15 protein-coding genes and 1 pseudogene are annotated in these 16534 nt (G+C 66.3%); 8 read left to right on the top strand and 8 right to left on the bottom strand.

Features of this window, described 5'->3' with window-relative positions:
- Window positions 1-13: 13 nt before the first annotated feature.
- Window positions 14-703, top strand: coding sequence for a response regulator transcription factor (locus ACFQ9K_RS22230; protein WP_378718847.1), 690 nt, complete (start codon window positions 14-16; stop codon window positions 701-703).
- Window positions 700-2046, top strand: coding sequence for a sensor histidine kinase (locus ACFQ9K_RS22225; protein ID WP_378718849.1), 1347 nt, complete (start codon window positions 700-702; stop codon window positions 2044-2046). The genes ACFQ9K_RS22230 and ACFQ9K_RS22225 overlap by 4 nt, the downstream gene beginning before the upstream one ends.
- A 10-nt stretch (window positions 2047-2056) precedes the next feature.
- On the opposite strand, the gene ACFQ9K_RS22220 is transcribed toward ACFQ9K_RS22225, so the two are convergent.
- The gene (locus ACFQ9K_RS22220) at window positions 2057-2641 is read right to left on the bottom strand and encodes a Uma2 family endonuclease (RefSeq protein ID WP_378718850.1); all 585 of its coding nucleotides are present in this window, start codon (window positions 2639-2641) and stop codon (window positions 2057-2059) included.
- Between the two features lie 106 nt (window positions 2642-2747).
- Complete coding sequence (lepA, locus tag ACFQ9K_RS22215) at window positions 2748-4595, bottom strand: translation elongation factor 4 (protein WP_378718852.1); 1848 nt, start codon at window positions 4593-4595, stop codon at window positions 2748-2750.
- Between the two features lie 301 nt (window positions 4596-4896).
- Between lepA and ACFQ9K_RS22210 the strand changes: the two genes are divergently transcribed.
- Window positions 4897-5448, top strand: a complete 552-nt coding sequence (locus tag ACFQ9K_RS22210; protein ID WP_378718854.1) for a type II toxin-antitoxin system PemK/MazF family toxin — start codon at window positions 4897-4899, stop codon at window positions 5446-5448.
- A 55-nt stretch (window positions 5449-5503) separates the two neighbouring features.
- Here ACFQ9K_RS22210 and ACFQ9K_RS22205 read toward each other — a convergent pair whose 3' ends face one another.
- From ACFQ9K_RS22205 to ACFQ9K_RS22190, 4 genes are all read right to left on the bottom strand, one after another.
- The gene (locus ACFQ9K_RS22205) at window positions 5504-6289 is read right to left on the bottom strand and encodes an aquaporin (protein ID WP_378718855.1); all 786 of its coding nucleotides are present in this window, start codon (window positions 6287-6289) and stop codon (window positions 5504-5506) included.
- Between the two features lie 97 nt (window positions 6290-6386).
- Window positions 6387-7229: a transglutaminase domain-containing protein gene (locus tag ACFQ9K_RS22200; protein WP_378718856.1), complete on the bottom strand. Its 843-nt coding sequence runs from the start codon at window positions 7227-7229 to the stop codon at window positions 6387-6389.
- On the bottom strand, window positions 7226-8197 hold the full coding sequence (locus ACFQ9K_RS22195; RefSeq protein WP_378718858.1) for an alpha-E domain-containing protein: 972 nt from the start codon (window positions 8195-8197) through the stop codon (window positions 7226-7228). The genes ACFQ9K_RS22200 and ACFQ9K_RS22195 overlap by 4 nt, the downstream gene beginning before the upstream one ends.
- Window positions 8198-8204: 7 nt before the next feature.
- Window positions 8205-9974, bottom strand: coding sequence for a circularly permuted type 2 ATP-grasp protein (locus ACFQ9K_RS22190; protein ID WP_378718860.1), 1770 nt, complete (start codon window positions 9972-9974; stop codon window positions 8205-8207).
- Window positions 9975-10243: 269 nt separating this feature from the next.
- Between ACFQ9K_RS22190 and rpsT the strand changes: the two genes are divergently transcribed.
- Both rpsT and ACFQ9K_RS22180 read left to right on the top strand, forming a co-directional pair.
- Complete coding sequence (gene rpsT / locus ACFQ9K_RS22185) at window positions 10244-10504, top strand: 30S ribosomal protein S20 (protein ID WP_378718861.1); 261 nt, start codon at window positions 10244-10246, stop codon at window positions 10502-10504.
- A gap of 163 nt (window positions 10505-10667) precedes the next feature.
- Complete coding sequence (locus tag ACFQ9K_RS22180) at window positions 10668-10919, top strand: hypothetical protein (protein ID WP_378718862.1); 252 nt, start codon at window positions 10668-10670, stop codon at window positions 10917-10919.
- On the opposite strand, the gene ACFQ9K_RS22175 is transcribed toward ACFQ9K_RS22180, so the two are convergent.
- Window positions 10903-11838: a helix-turn-helix domain-containing protein gene (locus ACFQ9K_RS22175; protein WP_378718864.1), complete on the bottom strand. Its 936-nt coding sequence runs from the start codon at window positions 11836-11838 to the stop codon at window positions 10903-10905. The two genes, ACFQ9K_RS22180 and ACFQ9K_RS22175, sit on opposite strands and share 17 nt — an antisense overlap.
- A gap of 125 nt (window positions 11839-11963) precedes the next feature.
- Between ACFQ9K_RS22175 and ACFQ9K_RS22170 the strand changes: the two genes are divergently transcribed.
- The 3 genes from ACFQ9K_RS22170 (at window position 11964) to ACFQ9K_RS22160 (ending at window position 14305) form a co-directional block, all read left to right on the top strand.
- Window positions 11964-13034 carry an aldo/keto reductase gene (locus ACFQ9K_RS22170; RefSeq protein WP_378718866.1) on the top strand — a complete coding sequence of 357 codons (1071 nt, stop codon included), beginning with the start codon at window positions 11964-11966 and terminating at the stop codon, window positions 13032-13034.
- Window positions 13035-13150: 116 nt separating this feature from the next.
- On the top strand, window positions 13151-13783 hold the full coding sequence (locus ACFQ9K_RS22165) for a maleylpyruvate isomerase family mycothiol-dependent enzyme (protein WP_378718867.1): 633 nt from the start codon (window positions 13151-13153) through the stop codon (window positions 13781-13783).
- Between the two features lie 48 nt (window positions 13784-13831).
- Window positions 13832-14305 (top strand): GNAT family N-acetyltransferase, encoded by a 474-nt coding sequence (locus ACFQ9K_RS22160; protein ID WP_378718869.1) that lies wholly within the window; start codon window positions 13832-13834, stop codon window positions 14303-14305.
- Between the two features lie 107 nt (window positions 14306-14412).
- Here the strand turns inward: ACFQ9K_RS22160 and ACFQ9K_RS22155 are convergent.
- A pseudogene (locus ACFQ9K_RS22155) lies at window positions 14413-15645 on the bottom strand (LCP family protein); the annotation flags it as partial.
- Between the last annotated feature and the right edge of the window lie 889 nt (window positions 15646-16534).

The following is a 16534-nucleotide window of genomic DNA, read 5'->3' as shown; positions in this document are numbered from 1 at the left end:
CTACTGTTGATCCATGACCGGACACCGGATCTTGGTCGTGGACGACGAGGTTCGTGTGCTCGCGTCGCTGCGACGCGGGTTGGAACTCTCCGATTTCGAGGTAGTCACCGCGGGCGACGGCGCCGAGGCGCTGGCGATGGTGCGCAGCACCTCGCCCGACGCCATGGTGCTGGACGTGAACATGCCGACGCTGGACGGTGAAGGCGTGGTCACGGCGTTGCGCGCGATGGGCAACGACATCCCGATCTGCGTGCTCAGCGCGCGCAGCGCCGTGACCGACCGCATCGCCTGCCTCGAACGCGGCGCCGACGACTACCTCACCAAGCCCTTCGACCTGGGCGAACTGGTCGCCCGGCTGCGCGCGCTGCTGCGCCGCCGGGTCGCCACCGAACGACCGGACGCGCAGGTGCGGGTCGGCCAGGTGCAGATCGACCTGGCCGGGCACCGGGTGCTGGCCGCGGGCACCCCGGTCGACCTGACCAAACGAGAATTCGAGGTGCTCGCCATGCTCGCCGACAATCCGGGCATCGTGCTCGGCCGCGAGCAGATCCTGTCCACGGTATGGGGTTACGACTTCACCACCGACACCAATGTGGTCGACGTGTTCGTCTCCTACCTGCGACGCAAGCTGGAAGCGCCCGGCGCGCCGCGGGTGGTGCACACCGTGCGCGGTGTCGGATTCGTCTTGCGGGAGCAGCCGTGAAAAGGTCGCCGTCGCTGCGCACCAGGGTGGCATTGGTCTCGGGGGTGGTCGCGGCGCTCGTCGCGCTCACGCTGACCATCACGTTCGCCGCGTTGCTGAACGCGACCGGCGAGCGACAGTTGGACGAGACCGTCTCCTCGATGGCGGTTCGGGTCGCTCCACCGTTGAAAAGTATTCCGGCGGAACGGGTTCCGGGACCGCCGGCAGCGGCTCCCGGGCTGCCCGTGCCCGGACAACCCGCGCCCGCGCCGACCGCAGGGGCCGATGCTCCCGGCTACGCGACCGAAGCGCCGAGCGCGGCGACCGAGATCCCGGACGATGCGGTCATCGCCCGAAACGGCGACCTGCCGCCCGACATGGCGATCACCCGGGTCGACGGCCTCCCCGGCGTGCTCGTCTCGCTGGATCCCAACCGCGACGTCGTCGCCTCCGCCATCCACCGCAGCCAGCTCATCGGCCTCGGCATCGGGGTGGCCGGCGCGCTCACCGCCGCGCTGCTCGGCTGGGCCCTGGCCGGTTACGCCGCCCGCCCGCTGCGCAGGCTGGCCACCGCCACCCACGGCATCGACACCCTCGAGGAGCTCCCGCCGCTATCCGGCCGTGGCGCACGGGAAGCCGAAGAACTCTCCGACGCCATCACCCGCATGCTCACCCGCCTCGAGGCCGCGCACCGCGCCACCAACCACGCCTTGACGAGCGCCCGCGACTTCGCCGCCGTCTGCGCCCACGAACTGCGCACGCCGCTCACCGCACTGCGCACCGACCTGCAAGTGCTGGCCACCAAGGAGATTCCCGCCGAACAGCGCGGCGCCATCCTCAACGAGGTGCTCTTCGCCGAGCAGCAGATCGAGAACACCCTCACCGATCTCGAACGGCTCGCCGTCGGCGAACTCACCGAGCCGGACGTGTTCGAGCCCTTCGACCTCTGTGAAACCCTCGACCGCGCAGCTCAAGACGCGCAGCGTCGCCACCCTGCCGTCCGGGTGGAACTCACCGAATGCGAGCCCGTCACGGTGACCGGCCTGCCCGGCGGGCTCATGCTCATCGTCACCAACGCGGTAGCCAACGCCGTCCAGCACGGCAGAGCCGACACGGTCCGCATCTCGGTAAACCGTTCCGACGCAGATCAACTGGAAATTCTCATCGACGACGACGGAGCCGGAATCCCGGAATCCGTCTGCCCCAACGCCTTCGACCGTTTCGTCAAGGGCCCCGGCTCCCCCGGCTCCGGCCTCGGCCTGGCCCTGGTCCGCCAGCAAGCCGAACTCCACTCCGGCACCGCCGAACTCACGCGGAGCCCGTTGGGCGGAACCCGTCTGCGCGTACTGATCGAAACTCGATAGAACTCGAGCCTCAGTCAGCGAAGTCCTTGAGTTCTTCCGTGTCGATGGTGAGATCAATCGGCGCAGGTAACGTGATCTGGCGGCCGATGGCGTAGTAGTGCACATCTGTGTAGCCGTCACCGTCGGGCTGGGTATAAACGACAACCTGGCCCTCGTCACGATCGATCAGTAAGTAGATCGGAATTCCCGCCTGGGCGTAGGCGACCGGCTTCTCCACCCGATCGCGCCGGTTGGTGTCGGAATCACGTGACGTCACCTCGACAGCCATCACCACCTCATCGGCTGACGCCCATTCGCCCGCCCCACGGAACGCGCCTCGTGGGGCCAGAACGCCATCAGGGCGTGCTCGCCCCTTTCGATACTGCCCAACGGCCAAACCTTGTCCGGTGACGTACAGGAATAGTTTCGGATTCAACGGCATGAGCAACATCAGCAACCAGTTGAGAATCTCACTGTGGTCGCCGTCAGGCATTCGTTTGACCCCCATCCGTCCGTCGATCAGTTCGAGCTGGACCCCTTCGAGTTCGCGGGCTGCCGCGCGTTCGATCGCCTCGAACTCCTCCGTGAGGAATGTGTCCTCATGCACCGCAGTCATCGCCATCCTCCCTGGTTCAGCACCGCTCGCCGACGGATTCTGCCTCATAGCTCACCACCTACTAGGCATTATCCCTGGATTCACGGGCACACGCTGGATCGACGCCCTACTTGCCCTTCGGCTTGTCCGACGCGGCGTCCGAGGACAGCGCGGCCACGAAGGCTTCCTGCGGGACCTCGACGCGGCCGATGGTCTTCATCCGCTTCTTGCCTTCCTTCTGCTTCTCCAGCAGCTTGCGCTTACGGCTGATGTCGCCGCCGTAGCACTTGGCCAGCACGTCCTTGCGGATGGCGCGGATGTTCTCGCGCGCAATGATTCTCGAGCCGATGGCGGCCTGGATGGGCACCTCGAACTGCTGGCGCGGGATGAGCTCGCGCAGCTTGGTGGTCATCTTGTTGCCGTAGGCCTGCGCGGCGTCCTTGTGCACGATCGCGCTGAACGCGTCGACGGCCTCACCCTGCAACAGGATGTCGACCTTGACCAGCGCCGCGTCCTGCACGCCGGACTCCTCGTAGTCGAGGCTGGCGTAGCCGCGGGTGCGCGACTTCAACGAGTCGAAGAAGTCGAAGATGATCTCCGCCATCGGCATGGTGTAGCGCAGCTCGACCCGGGTCTCGGACAGGTAGTCCATGCCGCCGAGCTCGCCGCGCCGCGCCTGGCACAGCTCCATGATCGAGCCGATGAACTCGCTCGGCGAGATGACGGTGCACTTCACCATCGGTTCGTAGACGTGCCGGACCTTGCCCTCCGGCCAGTACGACGGATTGGTGACGGTGTGCTTGCTGCCGTCTTCCATCTCTACGGTGTAGACCACGTTGGGCGCGGTGGAGATGAGGTCCAGATCGAACTCGCGCTGCAACCGCTCGCGGGTGATCTCCATGTGCAGCAGGCCGAGGAAGCCGCAGCGGAAGCCGAACCCCAGTGCGACAGAGGTTTCCGGCTCGTAGGTCAGCGCGGCGTCGTTGAGCTGCAACTTCTCCAGCGCGTCGCGCAGGTCCGGGTAATCGGAACCGTCGACCGGGTACAGACCCGAGTACACCATCGGGCGCGGCTCGCGGTAGCCGACGAGCGGTTCGGTGGCGCCGTTGCGCGCGGCGGTCACCGTGTCACCGACCTTCGACTGACGCACGTCCTTCACGCCGGTGATCAGGTAACCCACCTCGCCGACGCCGAGCCCCTGGGTCGGCTTGGGCTCCGGCGACACGATGCCGATCTCCAGCATCTCGTGCGTGGCGCCGGTGGACATCATCTTGATCTTCTCGCGCGGCGTGAGCTTGCCGTCCACCACGCGGACGTAGGTGACGACGCCGCGGTAGGTGTCGTAGACCGAGTCGAAGATCATGGCGCGGGCCGGCGCGTCCGGGTCGCCGACCGGCGCGGGCACCTTCTTGATGACCTCGTCGAGCAGTTCGGTGACGCCGACGCCGGTCTTGCCCGACACCCGCAGCACGTCGTCCGGCTCACAGCCGATGATGTGCGCGATCTCGCCCGCGTAGCGGTCCGGGTCGGCGGCGGGCAGGTCGATCTTGTTGAGCACCGGGATGATCGTCAGATCCTTGTCCAGCGCCAGATACAGGTTCGCCAGCGTCTGCGCCTCGATGCCCTGGGCCGCGTCGACCAGCAGCACCGCGCCCTCGCAGGCTTCCAGCGCGCGCGACACCTCATAGGTGAAGTCGACGTGGCCGGGCGTATCGATCAGGTGCAGCACGTAATCGGTGCCGTCTACCTGCCACGGCAGCCGCACGTTCTGCGCCTTGATGGTGATGCCGCGCTCGCGCTCGATATCCATCCGGTCCAGGTATTGGGCGCGCATCGCCCGCTCCTCGACCACACCGGTCAGTTGCAGCATCCGATCGGCCAGCGTCGACTTGCCGTGATCGATGTGCGCGATGATGCAGAAGTTCCGGATCCGCGACGGATCGGTGAACGTCGTGTCGGCGAAGCTGGCGGGCACTCCACTCCTCAGGGTATCGGCAAACTGCCGTCTATCGTCCCATGAGCAGTACGAAGCTTCCGCCAGCGGTGTGGCGAAGTGTGGTTCGACCCGCTCGCGAGCAGTGTGCGCGGACACATTCGGCGCCGAACGGCTATGACCCGCGTGGCACCCACACTCGGCTTCGTCCCTGCTAGCGAAGGCCATTGCCCGGCCTGGCCCGGCGGTGCGGCAGCGTGAGCCCAGATCGGCAGATTCGTGGTTCGGTGGGGGCGGTCGCGGCGCGGGTGAGAAGACGGCGATGCGCCGTTATATTGCGAATATGGCCCGAAGTTGGAACTCCCTCGGCAAGCAGCTCGGACTTATCGCGAAGGAGCAGGGTCCCAAGATCGTCAGGCAGCAGGGACCGAAGCTGGTGGAGCGGCTGGTCGGATCGCTGTCCACCCGGCGCACGCCCGCGGTGAAGGTGCGCCCGGCCGCGTCCACGCCGGTGCCGACGGCCGAGCGCGCCCGCCAGATCGTGTACTCACCGCAGTTGGACGGCCGCGCCGATCCCGGCGAAATCGTCTGGACCTGGGTGCCGTTCGAGGAGGATCCGAGCAACGGCAAGGACCGGCCGGTGCTGGTGGTCGGGCGTGATCGCCGGACGCTGCTCGGACTGATGCTGTCATCGAAGGCGGACCGGGCGCACGACCCGAACTGGGTCGGCATCGGCAGCGGCAACTGGGATGCCGAGGGCAGGCCGAGCTGGGTCCGGCTGGATCGGGTGCTGGACGTGCCGGAGGCAGGCATCCGCCGCGAAGGGGCGATCCTCGAACGCAAGACCTTCGACCTCGTCGCCCACCGCCTGTGCGCCGAATACGCTTGGCACTGAACGGAATAGCAAACGGGCCCACCGACACCGGGTCGATGGGCCCGACTACTGCGATTCAGGAAAGCAGGTTGCGCGAGCGGCCGAACAGCAGGCCGTACACCAGCGCGCCCAGTGCGCCGCCGATCAGCGGGAACACCACGAACGCCCAGACCTGGCCCATCGCACCGTCCTGATAGGGCGCAACGGCGAGGCTGCGGGCCGGGTTGACCGAGGTGTTGTCCACCGGGATCGAGATCAGGTGGATGACCGCGAGCGTGACGCCGATCGACAGGCCGGCCAGCGGCACATCGGAGAGCTGATCGGTCGAGGCGAGCACCACGAACACCAGCAGCGCGGTCAGCATGACCTCGATGATGATCATCGCGGCCAGCCCGTACCCGTTCTCCAGCACGACCTCACCCATCGGCCCCTTCAGCGCCGACGGACTGTGCTGCCCCCAGCCGTTGGCCCCGAGCCCGTCGGCCGCGCGGTCATAGGACGGCAGGTTCTTCGCCAGCGCGAACAACACCAGCCCGGCCAGGAACCCGCCGATCAGCTGCGCGATCCAATAACCGACCGCGGTGACCACGCTGATCCGCCCGAGCAGCAGATGCCCCACCGTCACCGCGGGATTCACGTGGCAACCGGAGATCGGCCCGATCGCGTAGACGAGGAACAGCAGCGTGAGCCCGAAGGCCAATGCCACCCCCAGCGCCCCCACCCGCGACCCGGCCAGAACGGCGGTGCCGACACCGCCCATCACCAGGACAAACGTGCCGAGCGCCTCCGCGCCCCATTTCTTGCTGTCGGTAATGGGCCCGTACTCGGTGACCTCTTCGACGAATTCTTGAGCCGTTGACATCTGTCCACCTTCCGCGTTCCAGACAAGTAGCTATTGCCAGCCGTGGTATCGCTGAGAAACAGTGCCGTTCAAGATCAACGGATTTATCTGACGGACGCTACGCGAGTCGGGTGATCTCTACAACGACCTCGAGATCGGTGGAGCCACCGCCGGAGAAAATTCCTTTCAACGGCGGCACATCCGCGTAGTCACGGCCGACACCGACGGAGATGTGTTGTTCGTTGATGGCGATGTTGTTGGTCGGGTCATAACCCCACCACATGCCGGTCCAGGCCTCTACCCAGGCATGGGACTGCCCGGCTACGGTCACGCCGATTTCGGCCGCCGGGTTCGGATGCAGATAACCCGAGACGTATCGACTGGGAATGCCCATGCTGCGCAACAGCAGCAGGGTCAGGTGCGCGTAATCCTGGCAGACTCCCTGCCGCGCGGCGAATGCCTGCACCGCGGAGGTGTGTACCGATGTCGTGCCCGCCAGGTAATTCATTTCCCGGTGCACCCATTCCGCAGCGCGGACAACGGCTTTCGCCGGCGGCAATCCTTTCGCCAATTGCCTGGCGATACCGGCAAGCTTCCGATCACTCGGCACGGAGGACGTCGGCGCGAGCATTTCGTCGAACCGATCGGCGACCCGCGGGTCGTGCAATTCATCCCAGTCCAGCTCCTCCGCCGGACCGGCGAACGGCTCGGTCTCCACCACGGACGAGCCGGTGACCTCCAGTTCGGTATGCGGAGCATGCAGATCGAACGCCGTGACCGCCGTCCCCCAGTAGTCGGTATACCGGTAGGAGCGAGTGGACGGCTCGGTCTCGACCCGATTGAGGATCACGTTCTGCCTGCTGTCCGCGCGCGGCGTGAGCCGGGCCTCGTTGAACGACCGCGTGACCGGCGCGTCGTAGACATAGCCGGTGGTGTGCACCACCCGGATTCGCCAGCTCATGCTTCGCCCTCCACCTGCACGTTGCCGTTGCGGTTGTGGTGCAGGTCGGTCCACGCCACCCACGGCGCCGCATGGAAGTACTGCAACGCGATCGCCTCGCTCACCTCGCGGCACGTCTTCTGCAACGACATCAACCGGTTCTGCAAGTCCTCCAACAGCACACCGGGCGGCAGGAATTCGAGCTCGCTCCGCGCGCGCCCCAGCAGCCGCTGCGCCTCATGCCTGGCCCCGACCCGGCTGCTCGGCCGCTGATCCAGTTCGGCCAGACAGGTTTCGGCCACCCGCACCGAGTGGAACACCGAACGCGGGAACAGCCGGTCCAGCAGGATGAATTCGGCGACCAGGTTGGCGTCGAGGGCGCCGCGGTGGGTGCGCAGGTAGGTGTCGTGCGCGCCGGCCGAGCGCAGCACGGTCACCCAGGCGGGCGAGGAGGTTCGGTCGCCCGCGCGCGAAAGCAGCAGCCGGACAGTCATGTCCACGCGTTCGATGGAGCGGCCGAGGAGCAGGAAGCGATAGCCGTCGTCGCGGCTGAGGGTGGAGTCGGACAGGCCGGCGAACATCGCGGCCCGGTCCTGCACGTAGTGGAAGAACTCGTGCGGGCCGAGGCTGCGGGCCGCCTTCTCGGCGACCGCGAGTCCGATGTAGGTGGCGTTCAAGCACTCCCACATCTCGCTGGAGGTCACTTCTCTTGCACCCCTGGCATTTTCGCGCGCGTTGGCGATCGAATCGATGATCGAACCACCGTCGTGACTGAAGGCGACCAGGTCGGTGACCGACCAGACGTCCAGGGTTCCGTCCGGTGGCTCGATACCCAACACCCGCAACAGGACTCGCGAGGTGCGATCCGGGTCGACGGTCGCGTCTTCGAGCAGCTGATGCACCGCGACATCGAGGATTCGCGCGGTGTCGTCAGCGCGTTCGACGTAACGTCCGATCCAGTACAGGGATTCCGCGTTGCGAGCCAGCATCAGCGCGTCACCACCCTTGCCGCGGCGATTGGGTTTGCCGGCACTGCCCGGATAGCCGATCCGATTGCGGCAGTTGGTCTTCCGATAGTCGATGCCCCCGCGTTTGCCGCTGCTCCTGCTGTTGCTGCTGCTGTTGCTGATTCGCCTGCGACGCGGTCAGATCCCGCCCCACCTCCCGCGAATCCGATTGCGGCGGTTCGCCGACCAGTTCCGCCCCGGCCAACTCCCGATCCGCCAGCGAATCCCGTCCCGACAGCACCCAGGTGTCCTTGCTCCCGCCGCCCTGGCTGGAATTGACCACCAGCGAGCCCTCCGGCAGCGCGACCCGGCTCAGCCCACCGGGCAACACCCACACCTCGTCACCATCGTTGACCGCGAACGGCCGCAGATCGACATGCCTTGGTACCAGCTCGTTTCCGACCTTCGTCGGCACCGTCGACAACTGCACCACCGGCTGCGCCACCCACCCGCGCGGATCCGCCTTGATCCGCCTGCGCGCGGCCTCCAGTTCCCGCGGCGACGCATCGGGCCCGATCACGATGCCGTACCCGCCGGACCCCTCCACCGGCTTGACCACCAGCTCGCCGATCCGATCGAGCACCTCCGCGCGCTCGTCGTCGAGCCAGCAGCGATACGTATCAACGTTCGGCAGCACCGGCTTCTCGTTGAGGTAGTACTCGATGATCGTCGGCACATACGCGTAGATCAGCTTGTCGTCCCCGACCCCGTTGCCGACCGCACTGGAGATCACCACATTCCCCGCCCGCGCAGCATTGAGCAGCCCCGCGACGCCGAGCACCGAATCCGGCCGGAAATGCATGGGATCGAGGAATGTGTCGTCGATCCGGCGGTAGATCACATCGACTTGCCGCTCACCCGCCGTGGTCCGCATGTACACGACGTTGTCGCGGCAGAACAGGTCCCGCCCCTCGACCAGCTCCACGCCCATCTGCCTGGCCAGCAGCGAATGCTCGAAATACGCCGCGTTGTACACCCCGGGCGTCAGCACGACCACCGTCGGATCGGCTTCGTTCGGCGCGGCCGACGCCCGCAGCGCCGCGAGCAGATGACTCGGATAGTCCCCGACCGCCCGCACCCGGTGCGAGGAGAACAGATCCGGGAAGACCCTCGCCATGGTCCGCCGGTTCTCCATCACATACGAAACCCCGGACGGCGACCGCAGATTGTCCTCGAGTACCCGGAAGTCGCCGCGCTCGTCCCGGATGAGATCGATGCCCGCCACATGAATCCGCACCCCGTTCGGCGGCACCAGCCCCGCCGCCTCGCGGTGGAAGTGCTGACACGAGGTGACCAGGCGTTTCGGTATCACCTCATCGCGCAGGATGTTCTGCTCGCCGTACACATCGGCGAGAAACAGCTCCAGCGCCACCACCCGCTGCTTGATGCCGCGCTCGAGCTTGGCCCACTCCGCGGCCGCGATCACCCGCGGCACCAGGTCCAAGGGGAACGGGCGTTCCTGACCGGACAGCGAGAAGGTGATGCCCTGGTCGATGAACGCGCGATCCAGCGCTGCGGCACGCGCCGCGAGGTCGGACACGTCGATCGGGGCGAGGGCGGCGAACAGCCCCTTGTACGGCTGTCGCACCCGGCCTGCGCCGTCGAACATCTCGTCGAACGCGTTCGCATAGCGCCCGGGGCGATAACCCTCGAATAGCCCGGGCGGTGCGACCTTGCCGTTGCCGCCCGCCCGCCCGTTCGTACCGACCGGTCCGGACGCGGCGGATCGCGCCGAACGTGGCGGGGAGGCGGGAGTCATGCAAAAATCGTGCTACACGCAGCAGCAATGCTGTGTGTGACACAGGTAAATTTCTCGCATCATAAGTCCGCCGCCGACGACATATCCCGCTCCCCCACCGACCGGTCGGTGCGCTGAGGGCGAGACGGTCCGGTGCTGATTTCGTGCGCCGAGCGGCGGCTGGTATCCTCGACCTTCGGCGTTGCGTTACCCCTTTTCCAGGGTGCGACGCACGCGTAAGAACTTTTCCGGCACAAACCACTCAGCGACAGGAACACGAGGAAACAGGCGTGGCCAACATCAAGTCCCAGTTGAAGCGGATCCGTACCAACGAGGAAGCGCGCAAGCGTAACCAGTCGGTCAAGTCCTCGCTGCGCACCGCGATCCGCAGCTTCCGGGAAGCCGCCGCGGCCGGCGACAAGGAGAAGGCCGCCGCGCAGCTCCAGTCCGCGAGCCGCAAGCTCGACAAGGCTGCCTCGAAGGGCGTCATCCACGCCAACCAGGCGGCCAACAAGAAGTCGGCCCTCGCGCTGGCTCTGAACAAGATCTGATTTCCCCGGTACCGCTCCGGTACCACAGGCATTGACGCAGCCGCCGTGGCCTCGACGACCACGGCGGCTTTTGTCGTGCTCATCCCCCGGTCAGCGCACTGTTCCCGCTAGGGATTGCGGATCGGCCCACAGCCTGTCGGTGGTTCCAGCTACCATTCGGCGCATGGTTACCGTTTACGCCAATCAGACCGTGGTCCGTGGCGAGGATCTGCCCGACGTGATCCGCGCCGCCGAGGTCCTCGGCCTCGGGGTGAAGATCGAGAACGTGATGGTTCCCATCGACGATGAGGGCAATTACTCGTTGGAATGGGTGGTCACGCGCGACGACGAAGTGCCTGTGTACGACGACTGGGAGGGCCGCTATGAGGAGTCCGAGGACGACGAAGAGGAGCTAGTACTCAGCTCTGTGGAGTGAGTCCTGGCGATGTCCGATCGACCAACGGCGCCGGATCGGCCGCAAGCCGGTCCAGCGCCGTCTGAGAATCCGCATCGGCCGCGCGATAGATGACGATGCGCTGGTCCGGATCCTGCAGCGGCATCAGGACCTCGTAATTGACCACCACGCGCCCGACCGTCGGATGCCGCAGCGGCTTGGCCCCGCGTCCGTTCACCTTCACATCGTGCTGAGCCCAGGCCTGCGCGAACTCCGGGCTGTCGGTGAACTCGGCGATCAGATCGCTGAGCACCTGGTCCTCGGGATGCGCCGCCCAGGCCGCCCGCAGATCGGCGATGCCCTCGCGGATGATCCGCTCGCGCTCCACGTAGAAATCACGCATGCTCGGCTCCATCAGGCACAGCCACATGGTGTTGCGATGCCGCGGCGGCAGCGTGTCGAAGTCGATGATCAGCCGGGCCATCTCCCGATTCCAGGCCAGGATGTCGTAGCGATGGTTGACCAGCATCGCCGGTAGCGGCGAAAGATCGTGCACCAGCATGGCCAGCGCGGGGGCGGGCACCGTGCTCGGCTTGCCCGCGTTCGGCGGCCGCTGCTGGGCCAGATCGAACAGGTAGGCGCGCTCGTCGGCATCCAGCCGCAGCGCCTTCGACAGAGCCTCCAGCACGTCCGCGGACGGACGCAAGCCGCGTCCCTGCTCCAGCCGGACGATGTAGTCGGTGCTGACCCCGGCCAGCTCCGCCACCTCCTCGCGCCGCAGCCCCGGCGTGCGCCGCGCCTGCCTGCGCGCGGGCAGCCCGAGTTCACCCGGCATCAGGCGTTCGCGCCGGTCCCGAAGGAACGCCGCCAACTCGTGGGTCGGATTCGCGGCGCGCACCGGCCCGCCATTGCCGCTCGGTCGTGCGCCGGCACCGTTCGTCGCGTTCACCGTTCCAGTCATCGCCTTCGATATTACGGCTGCATAGGACTGGCTTTCCCAGGAAGAAGCTTCCCTTACCCATCCACTCGCACCGTTCCAGACTGGGTTTCATCACCAAGGACGCACCAACGACAAAGGAGCTGGACATGTCCGGAGCCCGCACCCTCGATACCTACCGGCTGCTCGGCCGCTCGGGTCTTCGGGTGTCTCCGCTGTCTCTCGGCACGATGACCTTCGGCGCCGACTGGGGCTGGGGTGCCGATAAAGACGAGGCGCGCAAGATCTTCGACACCTACCTCGATCGCGGTGGAAACTTCATCGACACCGCGAGCCAGTACACCAACGGCACCTCCGAGCAACTGCTCGGCGAATTCACCGCAGACAATCGCGAAAGCCTGGTGCTGGCAACGAAATACACGATGCTGCGCCGCCCCGGCGACCCCAATTCCGGTGGGAACAACCGCAAGAGCATGTTCGCCTCGGTCGAGGCCAGCCTGCGCAAGCTCAACACCGACTACATCGATCTGCTCTACCTGCACGCCTGGGATTTCATGACCCCGGTCGACGAAATCCTGCGTGGCATGGACGATCTCGTGCGGGCGGGCAAGGTGCTCTACGTCGGCATCTCCGACGCGCCCGCCTGGCAGATCTCGCGCATGCAGACCATCGCCGACCTGCGTGGCTGGTCACCGCTGATCGCCTTGCAGATCGAATACAGCCTGGCCGAGCGGACCGTCGAACGTGACCTCATTCCGATGGCTCGCGAGCTCGGACTCGGCGTCATCCCGTGGTCGCCGCTGGCCGGCGGCGTGCTCACCGGCAAGTACACCCGCGAGGACCTGGTCCACGAGGCCGCGGCCTCACCCCAGGGCACCCGCAAGGACGTGGTCGCCGCCCAGGGCTCGCTCACCGAGCGCGCGCTCGACATCGCCGACGTGGTCAAGGAGATCGCCGGCGAGCTCGGCAAGACGCCCGCCCAGATCGCGCTCGCGTGGACGCTGCGCAATCCCGGGGTCGCCTCGCCGATCATCGGCGCCCGCACGGCCGCCCAGCTGGAGGACAATCTCGGCGCCCTCGACGTCGAATTCGATGCCGCACAACTGGATCGGCTGGCGCAGGTCAGCGCGATCGAGCTCGGCTTCCCGCACGACATGCTGGCGCGGCCGATGACCCGCAACGTCATCTCCGGCGATCTGAAGGTCGTTGGGCGCTCCTGAGCGACGGGTATTACGCGGTGGTGCGGGCCAGGCTCGCACCACCGCGTCGTGCTGTGCGGTGAATTTCACCGGCGCGCGTCGTCAGTATCGGTGACGACACCGAACCGGAGGACACAGTGGACCGAGATCAGATCCTGGCCTGGGTGCGAGCCGAACGGCTCAGCCTCGCCGACTTCTTCGCCGAGCTGGACGAGCACGAGTGGGACGTGCGGTCGCTGTGCCCCGACTGGACCGTGCACGAGGTGCTCGCGCACGTCACGCTGTCCAGCACGGACACCCTGTGGGGAACGCTCGTCGGGATCGTCCGGGCGCGCGGTGATTGGAACCGGATGAACACCGACCAGGCGCGCGAACACGCGGCACGGTTCACCTCCGCGGAGCTGATCGAGCAGTTGCGGCAGTCGGCCGGGTCCGCTCGTCGTTCGCCGGGCGCAAGTCCGCTGGATCCTTTGGTGGACATGCTGATTCATGGACAGGACGTCGCACGCCCGCTCGGCAGGGTGCGTGCGGTGCCCGCCGAGCAGGGCGGCGCGGCGCTCGACCATGTCCTGCGCAGTCCGTTCTACGGTGCGCGCAAACGGTTGCGCGGGATTCGATTGACCGCGACGGACGCGGACTGGACGGGCGGCAACGGACCCACGGAGATCAGCGGGCCGCTGAGTGATCTGCTGCTCGTCGCGACCGGACGTACCGCCGGCCTCGCCGCCCTGACCGGACCGGGAGTGCAGCGGCTCACGGCCGCGCTGTGAAGGTTGTTCCGAGGAAAATGGCTCGACACGCGCGCTAGCGTTCTCGCTATGGATCTTGTGGCACGGGCCTACAGCAGCCCCGATGCGCAAAAGCTGATCGCCGAGCTGCAACAGGAGTACGTGGTCCGCTACGGCGGCCCCGACGCCACCCCCACCGATCCGACCGAGTTCGAACCGCCCCTCGGCGCCTTCCTCGTCGGCTATCTCGACGGAACCCCGGTCGCCTGCGCCGGCTGGCGTTCCCGCGACGGCGACGACCCCGGCTTCCGCGACGGCGACGCCGAACTCAAACGCATGTACGTCGCCGCGGAAGTCCGCGGCCGCGGACTGTCCAGGCAACTACTGGCCGCCATCGAACACAGCGCCACCGCCGCCGGCCGCCGACGCCTGGTCCTCGAAACCGCCGACCAACAACCAGAAGCCGTCAACCTCTACACCTCCGCCGGCTACCACCCAATCCCCGGCTTCGGCCTCTACCTCGACGAACCGGGCAGCCACTACTTCGGGCGAGAACTGCCTTAAGGCGTGATCCGTTCTACCGAAGAACACCACTATCGATCACGCCGGTGAGTTGGGCGCGATCAATTGACGCAGGGGATGCTGTCGCCAGTGATGGTGGCGGACACGGGGTTTCCGGCATCGGGTGTTGGGGTTGGGGATTCGGTGGGGGCGGTGGTTTGGGGGCGGGGCGGGTTGTACAGGGCGGCGGTGGGGTCTGGGTCGCCGAAGGCGGTGCGGACTTCGCGGCGGATGGCGGCCGGGTCGATGATGTTGACGTCTTGGCCGTTGATGTTGTCGTAGCGGAGTACCGGAAGTGTGCGGAATTCGATGGCCGGACTGTCGGATGTGCCCAGGGTGCGCAGGAAGTCGGTGATGTTCCAGCCGTCGGACAGCACGATGTTGCGGTGCGCGACGTCCATCAGCGCGGACAGCTTGCCGACGTCGGTGAACGTGCCCGCCTTGCGCAGATCCAGCGCGACCGAGGTGAGGAAGGCTTGCTGACGGTGGGTCCGGTCGAGGTCACCGTTCGCCAAACCGTGGCGCTGCCGGACGAAGGCCAGCGACTGAGCGGGATCGAGCCGCTGCCTGCCCGCCGGGAATTCGGCGCCGGAGTAGTAGCTGTCGTTCACCGGCTTGTTGAGACAGACCTCGACACCGCCGAGCGCCTTGGCCAGGTCGTAGAAGCCGGCCAGGGTGACCTCGGCGAACCGATCGATCGGCGCCCCGGTCAGGTCGCGCACCGCCTGCACGATCGACGCCCGCCCCGCCTCGCGCCCCGCACGCTCCAACGCCTTGCTGTCGGTCACGCCCTGGTTGATCAACTGGTCCTGGACCGCGGCCTTCTTCAGTCCGTACGCTTCCTTGATCTTTATCTTGGTGTAGCCGGGAATGCCGGCCACCTGCACGTAGTCGTCGCGCGGAATCGAAACCGCGACAATCTTTTTCATATCCGCCGGAATGTGCACCAGGATCAGCGTGTTCGCGTTGTACCCGCCTTCCTCACCGTCTCCCGCGTGCAACTGATCGAGAATCTCCTTCGGCAGATCATTCCCGTCCTGATCCTTCCGGGTATCCAACCCGATAAGCAGCACATTCACATCACCGGCCAATGACCGCGGAGCATCCACCCCCAACGCCGCCGACCTGGTGAACCCCCTATCGAACCGCCCCTCGGTCGCCCACCCCACCGCGGTCCCGGCCAGCACCGCCACCGATACCCCACCGGCGAGAACCTTCAGCACCGTTCGCCCCACCCGCCGCTGCGGCGGCCGATGCGCACCACCACTGCGCCGCCGGCCGCGCCAAGCACGGACCCGCCGGGAATCCTCAACCGGAAAGTCCGGTGCAGTTCGCTCGTCCATAATCAAATCCAGTTTGACACGATTTGATTAGCCATCAATTAGCCGAATTCGTCACAAACGCATCCATCAGGCCTTCGAAAGCCCGAACTCGGCGCCCAGCATCGCCATTCCGAAAGACCTGTCGAGAACAGACAAACCTCACTCGACGTCGCGATCTACGGCAACACGCGACCGACCATCGAAATCGCCTAAGCCAGCAGGTTTGCTCGATCCTCGGCTATTGAGTTCTCCCTCACATGTGTCCCACCACACATGCCACTACCCCTAATCGGGTGTCTCAGACCGAATACTGCGCCACATCCCAGAACTAGATCTCACCCAGCGAACCGAACGGCATGGCGAATAACGAGCAATGGATACGACGACAATCGCAGCACCAGCCGAACACACCAACAGACCCTCAATAGGGCCGCCCTTTCCCACTAGATCGCCCTACACCCAAGGGCGACCCACGCTCAACGGGACATGACGGCAGGGCTACTCGCACAATGCCTCCACCAGGTCCCGTTGAGCATGGTCGCCATCCTGGCCATTGCGACTGGATCGATGGGCGGCCTCGACGACGTTGGACAGGCTGAAGTTCCTGGGCGAATTCCACCGCAGGCCAACGACTTCGATTGCATGCAGCCCATTAGGACACAGCCAATACCCTGTACAGACCGATCAGCTCCCTGCAAACTGGTCGACTCCTACGGGACGCGCAATCCTAGTGCGAGTCAGTTACTTTCACTCTTGACGCGGCATTCCCCTGAATGAGGGTCCACAGCTACGGCCGACCAGGCAGGTCGATTTGCGGTGAGACCAGCCCACTCTGACCAGGACGCCACCCTAGGGCGAGTACCGGCTCACCGTGCGCGCCGGAGGGCCATGGCGATCACCGCGCCCTCAC

The organism is Nocardia sp. NPDC056564, assembly GCF_042793755.1.
In the GTDB taxonomy this organism is placed as follows: domain Bacteria; phylum Actinomycetota; class Actinomycetes; order Mycobacteriales; family Mycobacteriaceae; genus Nocardia.
This window is presented reverse-complemented; position numbering and strand designations above follow the sequence as displayed.

Coding starts and splice junctions, on each gene's coding strand:
- ACFQ9K_RS22210 (WP_378718854.1), top strand. CDS start 4,897: ATGGCCCGAAGTTGGAACTCCCTCGGCAAGCAGCTCGGACTTATCGCG.
- ACFQ9K_RS22205 (WP_378718855.1), bottom strand. CDS start 6,289: ATGTCAACGGCTCAAGAATTCGTCGAAGAGGTCACCGAGTACGGGCCC.
- ACFQ9K_RS22200 (WP_378718856.1), bottom strand. CDS start 7,229: ATGAGCTGGCGAATCCGGGTGGTGCACACCACCGGCTATGTCTACGAC.
- ACFQ9K_RS22195 (WP_378718858.1), bottom strand. CDS start 8,197: ATGCTGGCTCGCAACGCGGAATCCCTGTACTGGATCGGACGTTACGTC.
- ACFQ9K_RS22170 (WP_378718866.1), top strand. CDS start 11,964: ATGTCCGGAGCCCGCACCCTCGATACCTACCGGCTGCTCGGCCGCTCG.
- ACFQ9K_RS22180 (WP_378718862.1), top strand. CDS start 10,668: ATGGTTACCGTTTACGCCAATCAGACCGTGGTCCGTGGCGAGGATCTG.
- ACFQ9K_RS22230 (WP_378718847.1), top strand. CDS start 14: ATGACCGGACACCGGATCTTGGTCGTGGACGACGAGGTTCGTGTGCTC.
- ACFQ9K_RS22190 (WP_378718860.1), bottom strand. CDS start 9,974: ATGACTCCCGCCTCCCCGCCACGTTCGGCGCGATCCGCCGCGTCCGGA.
- ACFQ9K_RS22175 (WP_378718864.1), bottom strand. CDS start 11,838: ATGACTGGAACGGTGAACGCGACGAACGGTGCCGGCGCACGACCGAGC.
- ACFQ9K_RS22220 (WP_378718850.1), bottom strand. CDS start 2,641: ATGACTGCGGTGCATGAGGACACATTCCTCACGGAGGAGTTCGAGGCG.
- ACFQ9K_RS22160 (WP_378718869.1), top strand. CDS start 13,832: ATGGATCTTGTGGCACGGGCCTACAGCAGCCCCGATGCGCAAAAGCTG.